At 37.7% G+C, this 12,683-nt stretch carries 11 protein-coding genes; 7 read left to right on the forward strand and 4 right to left on the reverse strand.

The window, feature by feature from the left end; all coding sequences use genetic code 11:
• The coding region (gene nhaA / locus M0Q17_RS08155; protein ID WP_295085721.1) for a Na+/H+ antiporter NhaA at positions 1-1,335 on the reverse strand (1,335 nt) is incomplete at its 3' end.
• 64 nt (positions 1,336-1,399) lie between these two features.
• Between nhaA and M0Q17_RS08160 the strand changes: the two genes are divergently transcribed.
• The 5 genes from M0Q17_RS08160 to M0Q17_RS08180 all read left to right on the forward strand — a co-directional run bounded on the left by M0Q17_RS08160 (position 1,400) and on the right by M0Q17_RS08180 (position 8,062).
• Positions 1,400-2,575, forward strand: coding sequence for a hypothetical protein (locus M0Q17_RS08160; protein ID WP_295085724.1), 1,176 nt, complete (start codon positions 1,400-1,402; stop codon positions 2,573-2,575).
• Positions 2,572-3,567, forward strand: coding sequence for a MoxR family ATPase (locus M0Q17_RS08165; protein ID WP_295085727.1), 996 nt, complete (start codon positions 2,572-2,574; stop codon positions 3,565-3,567). The genes M0Q17_RS08160 and M0Q17_RS08165 overlap by 4 nt, the downstream gene beginning before the upstream one ends.
• 74 nt (positions 3,568-3,641) lie before the next feature.
• Positions 3,642-4,160, forward strand: a complete 519-nt coding sequence (locus tag M0Q17_RS08170; protein ID WP_295085730.1) for a ferritin-like domain-containing protein — start codon at positions 3,642-3,644, stop codon at positions 4,158-4,160.
• Between the two features lie 52 nt (positions 4,161-4,212).
• Positions 4,213-5,331: a VWA-like domain-containing protein gene (locus M0Q17_RS08175; RefSeq protein WP_295085732.1), complete on the forward strand. Its 1,119-nt coding sequence runs from the start codon at positions 4,213-4,215 to the stop codon at positions 5,329-5,331.
• Positions 5,332-5,353: 22 nt separating this feature from the next.
• Entirely contained in the window at positions 5,354-8,062 is a 2,709-nt protein-coding gene (locus M0Q17_RS08180; RefSeq protein WP_295085734.1) for a cation-transporting P-type ATPase, read from the forward strand.
• Here M0Q17_RS08180 and M0Q17_RS08185 read toward each other — a convergent pair.
• A complete protein-coding gene (locus M0Q17_RS08185) occupies positions 8,052-9,299 on the reverse strand; it encodes a diguanylate cyclase (protein ID WP_295085736.1) in 1,248 nt (415 codons plus the stop codon). The two genes, M0Q17_RS08180 and M0Q17_RS08185, sit on opposite strands and share 11 nt — an antisense overlap.
• A 58-nt stretch (positions 9,300-9,357) precedes the next feature.
• Here M0Q17_RS08185 and M0Q17_RS08190 point away from each other — a divergent pair, with 58 nt between their 5' ends.
• Positions 9,358-10,620 carry an AAA family ATPase gene (locus M0Q17_RS08190; protein WP_295085739.1) on the forward strand — a complete coding sequence of 421 codons (1,263 nt, stop codon included), beginning with the start codon at positions 9,358-9,360 and terminating at the stop codon, positions 10,618-10,620.
• 4 nt (positions 10,621-10,624) lie between these two features.
• Here the strand turns inward: M0Q17_RS08190 and M0Q17_RS08195 are convergent, their stop codons facing one another.
• The gene (locus tag M0Q17_RS08195) at positions 10,625-10,927 is read right to left on the reverse strand and encodes a nitrous oxide reductase accessory protein NosL (protein WP_295085742.1); all 303 of its coding nucleotides are present in this window, start codon (positions 10,925-10,927) and stop codon (positions 10,625-10,627) included.
• A gap of 158 nt (positions 10,928-11,085) precedes the next feature.
• Positions 11,086-11,682, reverse strand: a complete 597-nt coding sequence (locus M0Q17_RS08200) for a peroxiredoxin (RefSeq protein WP_295085745.1) — start codon at positions 11,680-11,682, stop codon at positions 11,086-11,088.
• A 214-nt stretch (positions 11,683-11,896) separates the two neighbouring features.
• Here M0Q17_RS08200 and metK point away from each other — a divergent pair.
• Positions 11,897-12,683 (forward strand): methionine adenosyltransferase (gene metK / locus M0Q17_RS08205; protein ID WP_295085755.1); only part of this gene is annotated, 787 nt, incomplete at its 3' end.

The raw sequence follows: 12,683 nt of genomic DNA on the forward strand, positions 1-12,683 counted from the left end.
CTCGTTTGGAGATTTAGCAATAAATCTTAGCCACAAAAATCCAAACAGACCCGCACACAAGGAAGCGACTAAGATTCCTATTTTAGCTTGAAAGATAAGAACATCATTGCCTATAAATGCCAAATCAGCGATAAATATGGACATAGTAAACCCGATTCCGCCAAGCAGGGCAACCCCGAAAATCTGACTCATGTTGCTGTTTTGCGGAAGCTTTGCAATACCGATTTTAACTGCTAGCCAAGATACCCCCGCTATACCGAGCACTTTTCCAAAAATTAGTCCAGCAATTATACCAAGCGATACGGGTTGCATAACGGTACTCAAAGCAGATGAAAAATCTATAGAAATTCCGGCATTTGCAAGCGCAAACAACGGTATTACCACTAAACTCACGGAGAGATGAAGCGAATGTTCGAGTTTTGCTGAGGGGGAGCTAAGCGCGTCTATCTTATCTTTTACGTTTTGGAGTATAGCTTTTTGTTTTTCATGCATTTTATGTTGGAAAACTACAGTATATTTATCATATTCGTCAAGTTTTTCTTTTGTATAGTCTATAAAATCTAGGGGCTGATATTTTGGTTTCGAAGGAATTGCCATAGCAGCGATAACCCCGGCAATAGTAGCGTGCACGCCGGAATCTAGCATAAAAAGCCACATAATAAATCCAACTATAAAGTATGGCAAAATAGCATGTATTCCAAAACGGTTAAATACTATCATGACTATGAGCGAGAGAAATGCCAGACCAAGAGGAAAAACGCTAATCTGCTCTGTATAAAAGAGCGCTATTACCACAACGGCACCCAAGTCATCAACAATTGCAAGAGCTACCAAAAAGGTAATAAGCGAGTTTGAGACTCTGTTGCCAAGAAGTACAAGAGCACTAATTGCAAAAGCGATATCTGTTGCCATTGGAATTCCCCATCCGTTTGCTCCCTCTGTGCCTGCGTTGATTCCCATATATACAAGTGCCGGCAGAACCATTCCTCCGATAGCGGCAAGTATGGGCAGTGCGGCAACTTTTATGCTTGAGAGTTCCCCCACTGTAATTTCTCTTTTTATCTCTAAACCGATGATAAAGAAAAAGATAGCCATCAGTCCGTCGTTTATCCAGTGGTGAATCGTCATAGATAACCCGAATTCACCTATAAAAATAGATATTTTTGTGTGAAAAAGATGCAGATATGTCTCTGCAAAGGGAGAATTTGCCAAAATCAAAGCGACTACCGTCATAAACATCAAAACCAAACCTGTTGTTGTTTGAGCATGAATAAACTCTTCAAAAGGGGTGGCAATTCTTTTAAATGCTTTCTCCCATGGGGCGTATATTTTCATAAAAATCCTTTGCTTTGTTCGAGCATTATAACAAACTGAGTACAACCAATGCTATAATTTGCTTATGAATTTAAAAGAATTACAAAATAAAAAGATACTTCTTTTTGGCAAGAGTCGTGCCTTTAGCATGGATGAGTTTGCTTCGCAATTGAAGTTTCACAAGATAGAGATAACCTCTGAGCTTGATGAGAATGTGGCACTAGTAGTTGATGCAAAGATGATGACTCCGTATGAGCAAAACAGAAGTGATGCACTTTATGAGAGTCACTCAAGGAGCGTGGAGTTTACCTCTATCGACGAGGTAGAGCGAGAGCTGGCAAAACATATAGATGCAAATACTCTCTTGATGAGTCTTAAACTAAGCCGTAACAAAGAGAGGCTAAAAAGTTTTTTACAAAACTCTATGATAGACGATACTCTTTTTTTTAAACTCTTAAAGATGTACTCATGGAGCGGCGAGGACTTTTTTGAAAATGATGACAACCGTGATGTAAGTGCTGCTTTAATTTCACGTTTTTACGAAAATATAGAGCGAAACCATAATGTTCAGTATGCAACAACGGGTATTTTGCATCTTATTGGGCAAACTAAAAACAGAGAACTTTTAAAAGCTATCTCACTGCTTGAGCCTATAAAGTTTCATCCAAAAATAGAGTGTGCAATTGCTATGAGTCTGTACTGTGATGAGGAGATGCAGGAGTATTTCTTTAAAAACTCAAAAAACCCTAAAATATTAGAAGCGCTCTCTTTAAATAAAGACTTAAAACCAGCACTAGCAATAGAGTTTTTAAAAGATGAGGAGTTAGGAAAAAATGTAGCAAAAAGCATAAAGCTTACAGATGAGCTTTTTGAGCTTTGTAAAGAGCAAAAAGTAGCACTAGCGCTTAATGAAACTCTTACTCCAAAGATGCAAGAGGAACTCCTAAGAGCTAATGATGAAGAGGTCTGTTATGCTTTGTCTCTTAATGGTAATCTTGATAAAAAGATTTTAAACTCACTTTTACAAAGCAGAGATAAAAATATTTTATCGTCTATATATGCAAATAAAGCAATACCGATAGAGCTACTTGAAGATGCTTATAGAAACGGTAAATATTATGAGGAGTTGGCAAAAAATGAGAGTACGCCCATAGAGATTTTGTACCAGTTGCAACTAGATAGCAGATATGAGAGATTTGTAAAAACTAATGCCGGATTTGGCAAACATATACAACAAGTTAATATAGGATGGGAAGTATGAGAGCAACAGATTTGACAATGGCAATAAACTCTTTAGTAGAGCAGAGAGTGCCGACTTTTTTATGGGGTGCCCCGGGGATTGGAAAATCTTCCATAGTAAAGCAGATAGCAAAAAACAGGGATATCGGGTTTATAGATTTAAGGCTCGCTCTTATGGATCCAACAGACCTGAAGGGAATTCCTTTTTATGATAAGGAGTCACACACCGCACTTTGGGCACCGCCTGCCTTTTTACCTCGCCAAGGGGAGGGAATTTTGTTTTTAGATGAGTTAAACTCTGCCGCTCCGAGTGTTCAAGCATCTGCTTATCAGCTTATTTTGGATAGAAAAGTGGGTGAGTATGAGTTGCCTGATGGCTGGGCGATTGTCGCAGCTGGAAACCGTGAGGGCGACAGAGGCGTGACTTACCGCATGCCAAGTCCTTTGGCAAACAGGTTTGTTCACTTTGAGATGGATGTGCATGTAGAGGATTGGAAGCTTTGGGCATATAAAAACGCCCTTGATGAGAGGATTATCTCCTACATCTCATATAAAAACGAACACTTGTTCACATTTGATGCAAAGAGCGACGTAAAAAGCTTTGCAACGCCTAGAAGCTGGGAGTATGTAAACAGTGTGCTAAAGAGCAGCATCACTGAGAAGTTACTTCTTGAGAGTATCGGTGGGGCAGTCGGCAGGGATGTGGCAATCTCTTTTTTGGCTTTTTGCAAAGTTATGAGCAGACTGCCTGATATAAAAAGCATACTAGAGACGGGAAGCGGCGAGTACAGCGATGAGGTAGATGTTCTTTATGCTCTTAGTATAGGACTCGTGAGTGCATATCTTAAAGAAAAAAGTGATGCAAAGTTACAAAATCTGCTTAGATATACGCTTGGGCTAAAGAGTGAATTTGCGGTTATGATTGTACAGGATTTGCAGAGAAGTGGGATAACCATGGAGCATTTAGATACATTTGGCGAGTGGGTAGAGAAGTTTGCTTATCTTCTAGAATAATTATTTAAAATGAAATTAATCAATTTGATTGTACTATAGAAGCGTATTTTAAAAAAAATTATTAGGAGTTAGTTATGGCAAGAGTAGGAAATTCGATAATTAAAGGCTTAGAGGTTTCACATATCATAGAGCTCTTAAATAAGGCGTATGCAGATGAGTGGTTGGCGTATTATCAGTATTTTATCGAAAGTAAAGTTGTAAAAGGAATCATGAAAGATGCGGCTATTGCTGAACTTAATCAGCATGCAGCAGATGAGTTAAGACATGCAAATATGGTAGCAGACAGAATACTTCAGCTTGGAGGAACACCTCTGCTAAGTCCAAATGAGTGGATGAAAAAGACAAATTGCGGATATGAAGAGCCTAAAAATTTTGATGTCGTGTCAATTTTACAAGATGCGATAAAAGGTGAGCAGTGCGCAATTAAAATCTACTCAAGTCTAGTTGATTTAACAAGAGACAAAGATATAGTTACTTACGATATAGCCTCTCAAATATTGGCTGATGAAGTCGAACATGAAGAGGACCTTCAAACGCTTCATGATGATATTACGGAGTTTGTGGACGATCTTAAAAAGAGCCTCAATAAGTAGTCTTTGCATCAAAAGAGTTCTCTCTTTTGAGCAAAAATAAAAAAATTTCTATATGCCAAATATTCAAACCAAAATCTCTCAAGCAAAGTCAAAACTTTTACTAAATCATCCTTTTTTCGGCGCACTTGCTGCTAAACTTGAGCTTGTGCAAAATGATGATATACAGAGTTTTAAAAGCAATGGCATAAAACTTGAGTATAACAGTGATTTTTTGCAAAAGTTAGAACCTTCGCAGATGGAGTTTGTTTTTGCTAACTCCGCCATGCATGCTTCCCTTTCTCATGAAGCCAGAAAAAACGGCAGAAGCGGTTGGTTGTGGCAGTTGGCGACAGATTATGCAATTAACGATATGCTGGTTCAAAACGGCTTAGAACGCCCCGACGAAGCGCACTACTCAAAGAGGGTTAGCGGCATGTACGCCGAGGAGATTTATGCTCTTCTTAAAGAGGATATTTTGCGTGAGGAACTTGAGTACGAAGCTGATGCTGCTGAGGAGATACAAAATAGCAAAAGCGATTATGAAAAACCAAAGACTCCCAAAGAGTATGATGCGTTAAACGAGCAGCTTTATGAGGAGTTTGCAAAAGCAAAATTTCAAGAGGAGAGCAAAAGTGGCGAGGTTCCTCTTATGATAGGGAGATTTTTTGAGATTTCACAGAGTGGCAAGATTGATTGGAGAAATGAGTTAAAAGTAGCGCTAGATAGGCATCACAAAGATGACTACACGCTTCTTCCTCCGAGTAAAAAACTGCTCTATGCGGGAATCTATCTTCCCTCATGTATAAGTAAGAGGTTTCAGTTTGTTGTGGCAGTTGATAGTTCTGGCTCGGTTGATGAGAGACTTTTAAATGAGTTTTTGAGCGAACTTGGCTTCTTGATGCTAAGTATTGCTAACTATCAGATAGATTTGCTTGTGTGTGATGATAAAATAGGTGCACACAAAACTTTTTACGGCGGCGATATTTTAGAAGTGGATGTCAAAGGGGGAGGCGGAACTGATTTTAGACCCGTTTTTGAGTTTGTAGATAGAGAACTATCAGATGTGAAACTGCTTCTGTATTTTAGTGATTTGGATGGAATTTTCCCGCATGATACTCCAAATTATGAGGTAAAGTGGGTAGCTCCAAAAGAGGTAAATGTACCTTTTGGCACTGTTATAGTATTAGAATAGTCTAAAAAACAGGAAGTTTAAAATGCAAGAGAATAGTAACTGGCACTCTTTGGAAAAAGATGAAGTTCTAAAGATACTAAATAGCTCACAAGATGGACTAAATAGCGCCGAAGTTGAGGTAAAACTCAAAAAATATGGACCGAACAAACTTCAAGAAGAGAAGAAAAAGAGTCCTATTGTGCGTTTTTTTATGCAGTTTAACAATCTTTTGATCTATGTACTCCTAGCAGCCGCCTTTTTAACTGCTACTCTTGGGCATTTTATCGATACTTCCGTCATTTTAGGTGTTGTAATTATAAATGCTATTATCGGCTTTATTCAAGAGAGCAAGGCAGAAGATGCTATGCAGGCTATAAAAAAGATGTTGGCATTTAGCGCTATAGTATTAAGAGATGGACATAAGAAAAAAATAAACAGCGAAGAGCTTGTTATTGGCGATATTGTTTTTATGGAGCCGGGAGACAGAGTCTTAGCGGATACTAGGCTTCTGCACACAAACAGCTTCAGTGCTCAAGAGTCACTTCTTACGGGCGAGTCTCTTCCTGTTGAGAAAAATCCAAAAAAAGTCAAAAATGAGGCGATGATTGCGGATAGATCTTGCATGGTTTTTGCGGGAACTATTGCATCAAGCGGATATGCAAAAGGGGTAGTCACAGCAACCGCAAACAATACAGAATTGGGGCGAATTAGCGGAATGATTAGTAGCGTAGAGGTACTAAAGACTCCTCTTATTGAGCAGATGGATAAGTTTGCAAAAGGGCTTACTCTCTTTTTAATCCTTTTTTCCGTATTAATTTTTATCATCGGTTACTTTATAAAAGATTTTGCATTTGATGAACTTTTTATGGCAATAGTGGGGCTGTTTGTGTCGGCTATTCCTGAAGGTTTGCCAGCGGTTTTAACCATAACGCTTGCAGTCGGGGTTCGAGCAATGGCAAAAAAACATGCAATTATAAGAAATCTGCCAGCTATTGAGACGATCGGTTCAGTCTCCGTTATCTGCTCGGATAAAACAGGAACACTTACACAAAATGAGATGATGGTAGGTAGTATCGTCTCAAGTAAAAGTATCTTTAGAGTTGAGGGAACAGGGTATGAACCCATAGGAGATATCTATTTAAAAGATAAGTTGATAGATGCCAATAAAAATGAATTGTTAAAGTTTTTGGCAAAAACATCTCTTTTATGCAGTGATGCTTTGATTAGTAAAGAAGAGGAGTCTTGGAAAATAGAGGGAAGTCCTACAGAAGCTGCTTTAGTAACGTTTGCACATAAGATAGGTTTTGATGCAGATGAAGTTAGAGCGAGTTATAAACGAGAGGACATGATACCCTTTGATGCTAGACATAAGTTTATGGCAACTCTAAATCATTCACATCAAGGCAGGTTCCTAATCGTAGTAAAGGGAGCGGCAGAGATTATAATAGAGATGTGCCGATTTGAATTTATAGATGCGAACAACACGCAAGAGATAGATTCTCTTTATTGGCAAGATATGGCAAAAGAGCTTGCATCACAGGGACAAAGAGTGTTGGCAGTAGCCTATAAAAATGTATCTAGCGATAAAGTAACTTTAAACTTTGATGATTTACAAAGTGATTTGGTTTTAATATCACTCTTTGGGCTGATAGACCCTCCAAGACCTGAGGCGAAAGTGGCTATACAAGAGTGCTACAACGCATATATAGATGTAAAGATGATAACTGGAGACCACCTCTTAACCGCAACAACAATAGGAAAAAGTATCGGGCTTAAAAATTGCGAGAATGCCCTAAGCGGGGCAGATATTGAAAAACTAAGTGATGAGGAATTAGGCGAAATAGTGCTAAAGACGGATATCTTTGCAAGAACTACCCCTGAGCATAAATTGAGATTAGTAAAAGCACTTCAAGCGCACTCAAAAATAGTAGCTATGACGGGTGATGGCGTAAATGACGCACCTGCATTAAGAAGAGCCAATGTAGGCATAGCAATGGGCAAAAAAGGAACAGAGGCAGCAAAGGAGTCAAGTGAGTTTGTTTTAACAGATGACAATTTTGCCTCCATAGTAAGTGCTATAAGAGAGGGCAGAAGGGTATATGACAATATAAAAAAGGTCATAAGTTGGACTTTGCCGACAAGCTTTGCAGAGGCTGCAGTGCTTGTCGTGGCTATTCTTTTTGGTATGGTTTTGCCGATTACGCCCATTCAGATATTGTGGGCAAATATGATAACTGCAACAACTTTGGGAATAGCGTTAGCTTTTGAGGCTGAGGAGAAAAATATAATGAAAAGAAGACCAAGAGCCATAGATGAACCTATATTAAACAAGGAGCTTATTTGGCATATAGTTTATGTTAGTGTTTTATTTTTGATAGTTGTTTTTGGCGCTTACTATTATGCCTTGCAAGATGGGCAAAGCTTAAGTTATGCAAGAACTTTAGCTTTAAACACTTTGGTGTTTATGGAAATTTTTCATCTCTTTTTCATTAGAAATTTTAAAACACTCTCGATTGGCATATCTGACATTGCTGCAAATAAAATTGTCTGGAGCGCGGTTTGTATCACATTTTTCGCCCAAATAGCTATAACATATATGCCGTTTTTTCAAGAAGTGTTTAAAACAGATTCTCTAGCTCTTTTTGATTTTGGCATGATATTTGTTGTGGGCACTGTTGTCTTTGCTCTTTTGGAACTTGAGAAACAGTTTAGGCTTAGAGTTATGAAAAAAAAGAGATTAGTTAGCTTATAGCTATCTGATTTCTTCCGTTTTGTTTGGCGTTATGGAGCATCATGTCGGCTTCATTTACGCTTGCGTTTAGATCTTCGTCATGGGTTGTTGTAACTCCCATAGATACGGTAAATTTTATCTCCTCGTTTTTGTCACGCATACTTACATGATTCTCTACTTTTTCTTTGATTTTCTCAAAAATTTCCAGAGCTTTTTGTGCCGAGACATTTTTGAGTAAAATACAAAACTCCTCGCCGCCGAGTCTGGCAACAATATCATCGTTTGAAGTGCTTGTTCTTAGAATATCAGCTAAATTTACAATAACCCTATCGCCTATTTCTTGACTATACGTATCGTTAATTTTTTTGAAATGGTCTATATCTATCATGGCAATTGCAAAATGTTCGGAGTTTTTTTTAGCATCATCAAAGTATTTTGAAGCGTTAGCAAAGAAATATCTTCTGTTATAAAGTCCGGTTAAGAAGTCACGATTTGCGTGGTTTGTTATCTCTTGAATATTTTCAAGCGCTTCGATAGAGTTGTTGATGCGGCATGAGAACTCCTCTTTTGAGAAGGATTTTTTCATATAATCATTTGCCCCGTTTTTTAAAAATAGAGCTGTTGTCTCCTCGTCGTTGTCTTCAGAGACGACTATAATCGCCAAATCTGTTTTAGTGTAAGTTTTTCTTATCTCAATAGTAAGTTCAAGTCCGTCCATAACCGGCATATGGTAGTCTGTAAGAACCAAGCTAATGCTAGAATTTGTGCTTAAAATTCCAAGAGCTTCTTCCCCATGAGCAACGGCTATAACTTTAAAAAACATATTTTCAAGCAAACCTTGCATCTGTTTTCTAAATACCATAGAGTCATCTATAACTAAAACTGTGTGATTGCTGTTTTTTTGAACTCTTTTGATAGTTTGGATGATATAGTTGACATCATTAACGCCGCTTTTATTTACATAGTCTATGATATTTTTTTTCAAAACTGCTCTTCGGAAATCTTTATCGATGCTTGCGCTTAACACGATAACTCTGTTGTTAAGCTTGAGTGCATAGTCAACTATCTCCCCGTTTGGAGCATCAGGAAGGTTGAGATCTAGAAGAGTTAAAAAATATTTGTATCTTTTTAAAAACAACTTTGCCTCTTGTAGATTGTATGCTGTATCAACTTCAAAATCTAGCTCTATAGATATTTTTTTTGCTATAAGTTTTGCTAAAGTTTTGTTGTCTTCTACTACTAAAATTCTCTTCTTCATAGAGTGTAAATCCTTATGGGAGGGGGTAAAATGTCGGCATATTATAGTATAATTTTTTATGGATTATTTCAAAGATATAACTGAAAAATTAAGAGCTTATAAGAATATTTTTTTAACCGGCGGTGCAGGTGTAGGCAAGACTACGATGACAAGAGATGTTATCGCGCACTATGAGGAGGAGGCAAAAAAAGTTGCAAAACTCGCCTCTACGGGAATGGCGGCAACGCTGATTGGCGGGCAAACTCTGCATAGTTTTTTAGACTTAGGAGTTGCAGGAAATTTGCAAGAGCTTGAGCAAAACAAAAAACTTGAGATTAATAAAAAGGTTAAAAAGCTTATATTTAGTATGGATTTAATCGTGATAGATGAGATATCCATGGTAAGTGATGCGTTGCTTGATATGATAGAACTTAGGTTAAAGCAGGCAGATTTTAAAGGCTCACTCCTTGTGGTGGGCGACTTTTTGCAGCTTCCTCCCATTGTGCGTGGTTATGGCGAGGTTAGATTTGCCTTTGAGTCGGCTTCATGGGAGAGATTTGCCTTTGAGACTATAGAGCTTACCCATATCTACAGAACCGATGATAGCGATTTTATAGAGCTTTTAGCACATGTCAGGGATGGTTTTGTGGATGAGGAGATACATAATACGCTTAATGCGTTTATAAAACCTCTTCCAAATGATTTGAGTGAGTTTACCTTTTTGTTTGGAAAAAATATCTCCGCATCTATGCACAATAAAAATCAGCTTGAATTTGTCGATAATGAGCTGCACATAAGAGAAGCGGGCATAGTTAAACATGTAAAAAGCGTAACAGATAGAGATATAGAGCGTTTTATAGATGATGCACGAATAGAGAAAGAACTTGAGTTGAAAGTCGGCGCTCCCGTGCTCTTTACAAGAAACTCATGGAACTACTTCAACGGGGAACGCGGGGTTGTTGTAAATATTGATGCGACTTATGTGTATGTTCAAAAAAGAGATGCTACGGTTGTAAAGCTCGAAGCGGTAGCTCAAAGCAAAGAGGTGTGGAAGGAGAGCAGTATCGCAGGAAAAAAAGAGCTACTTCAAGAGAGCCTCTTTAGTGTCTATCAATACCCTATAAAACTTGCTTACGCAATAACTATACATAAATCACAAGGGATGAGCATAGAGGATTTAATAATCCAGACAAATGAGATTTTCGCACCCTCTCAGTTTTATGTAGCAATTTCAAGAAGCTCAAATCCTGTGCGTCTCAATCTCATCGCTCCAAAAAAACAGTGGAGAGATATAGTTTTTGTAAATAAAAAGGCTCTTAGATTTGTAAAAAAAGAGAGTTAAGCGGTTATTTTATTAAACCCTCATTTTTCATTTTTGTATAGGTTTCGTAATCTACTACGCTTCCGCCGTATTTTTTTACATGCTCTTTTGCATCTTCTTGCCTTGCAAATGCAAAATAATCCTGCATAGTCCCATATTTATGACTATCTATAACATAAAAGGCATCTTTTGCATCAACTAAACCATAGTTTTTTGCGTCAATTATATACTTCACTTCTTCTTGCTCAATTTGTGTCTGCGTACCCCCTTGTATCTCTGAAGAAATAAGAGATACTACGACTAAACATATAAATAAAATAGTTTTCATGCTAATCCGTTGTTGTAAATTTTATAGTAAATGATACCAATATAAGCACAATAAGGCAATGTTTAAAAAAATAATTTTATAAATTTTATTAATATATCTTAAAAAGGAGGGAGAAGGTAAGAGAAATTAGCATGTGAGAAATCACATGCTAAAAAATATTATAGTTTTTCGCTGTTTTTAGCAAGGTACTCTGCAACGCCCTCAGTTGAAGCCTTCATGCCCTCATCGCCTTTTTGCCATCCTGCAGCACAAACTTCGCCATGTTCGTCATGAAACTGCATCGCATCTACCATTCTAATCATCTCATCGATGTTTCTTCCCAACGGCAAGTCATTGATAACTGCATGACGAACGATACCTTTGGCATCAATAAGAAATGAACCACGAAGTGCAACTGATTCGCCAAAAAGTACATCGTAATCTTTAGATATTTTTTTGCTCAAATCTGCAACTAGTGGAAACTTAACTCTTCCGATACCGCCATTGTTCACAGGAGTCTCTCTCCATGCAAAGTGTGAAAATTGGCTATCAACAGAAACGCCGATTACATTTACGCCGCGGCTTTTGAAATCTTCAACTCTATGTGAGAATGCAATAATTTCAGAAGGGCAAACAAAAGTAAAATCAAGTGGATAGAAAAATAAAACTGTACCTTTTTTACCGAAATTTTCTGATAATTTGAAATCTTCTACTATAGAGCCATCAGCTAAAACTGTCGTAGCCGTAAAATCCGGGGCAGGGTTTGTTACTAACATATAAATGTCCTTTTAATTTGTTTTGAAAATTCTAACTAAACATAAGTAACAAAACTCTGATTATCTAAAGTAATATTTTTATTTAAAGATAATTTTTATTATTTAAAAAAACTTAGATAAATAACTAGCTGATACAAAAATAGATATTAAACATTATAAGATATAATTTTGCTGATTTATAGGGCTAGACCCTATATCTCAATAAGGAAAATCGATGACAAAAGAAGCGAATACTCCAAAAGAGTATATTTTTACTTCAGAGTCTGTAACAGAAGGACACCCTGATAAGATGGCAGATCAAATCAGTGATGCAATTTTGGATTATATTATTGAACGCGATACTTTTGCGCATGTTGCGTGTGAGACTCTGGTATCAAATGGATTTTGTATAATAGCAGGCGAAATGAAGACAACGACATATGCACCAATGCAAGAAATTGTTCGTAAGGTTGTTCAAGAGATTGGCTATACGGATGCAACTTATGGTTTTGATTACCGTTCTGCTGCAGTTTTAAATGCTGTTGGAGAGCAATCTCCTGACATAGATCAGGGGGTAACTCAAGCTAATGGAGAGATAGGCGCAGGAGACCAGGGGCTTATGTTTGGTTATGCTTGCCGTGAAACAGATGTTCTTATGCCGCTACCTATATATTTGGCTCACCGTTTAACGCAAAGATTAGCAGAGGTTAGAAAAGAGGGAATTATCCCTTACCTTCGTCCAGATGGCAAAGCGCAAATTAGCGTAAAGTATATAGGAGATAAACCGGTTAGTGTTGAAACAGTAGTAGTTTCTACTCAACATGCTCCAGAAATTTCTCAAGAGAAGATTCATGAGGATGTGATAAAAGAGGTTATTAGATATGTTATTCCTGCCGAGCTTATGAGTGATAAAACTATCTTTCATATTAATCCAACAGGAAAATTTGTTATAGGCGGCCCTCAAGGTGATGCAGGATTGACGGGGCGAAAAATTATAGTCGATACATATGGCGGAAGTTGCC

Source organism: Sulfurimonas sp. (genome assembly GCF_023229105.1).
In the GTDB taxonomy this organism is placed as follows: Bacteria; Campylobacterota; Campylobacteria; order Campylobacterales; family Sulfurimonadaceae; genus Sulfurimonas.

Coding starts and splice junctions, on each gene's coding strand:
- M0Q17_RS08190 (WP_295085739.1), top strand. CDS start 9,358: ATGGATTATTTCAAAGATATAACTGAAAAATTAAGAGCTTATAAGAAT.
- M0Q17_RS08175 (WP_295085732.1), top strand. CDS start 4,213: ATGCCAAATATTCAAACCAAAATCTCTCAAGCAAAGTCAAAACTTTTA.
- M0Q17_RS08185 (WP_295085736.1), bottom strand. CDS start 9,299: ATGAAGAAGAGAATTTTAGTAGTAGAAGACAACAAAACTTTAGCAAAA.
- M0Q17_RS08200 (WP_295085745.1), bottom strand. CDS start 11,682: ATGTTAGTAACAAACCCTGCCCCGGATTTTACGGCTACGACAGTTTTA.
- M0Q17_RS08160 (WP_295085724.1), top strand. CDS start 1,400: ATGAATTTAAAAGAATTACAAAATAAAAAGATACTTCTTTTTGGCAAG.
- M0Q17_RS08170 (WP_295085730.1), top strand. CDS start 3,642: ATGGCAAGAGTAGGAAATTCGATAATTAAAGGCTTAGAGGTTTCACAT.
- M0Q17_RS08195 (WP_295085742.1), bottom strand. CDS start 10,927: ATGAAAACTATTTTATTTATATGTTTAGTCGTAGTATCTCTTATTTCT.
- M0Q17_RS08165 (WP_295085727.1), top strand. CDS start 2,572: ATGAGAGCAACAGATTTGACAATGGCAATAAACTCTTTAGTAGAGCAG.
- M0Q17_RS08180 (WP_295085734.1), top strand. CDS start 5,354: ATGCAAGAGAATAGTAACTGGCACTCTTTGGAAAAAGATGAAGTTCTA.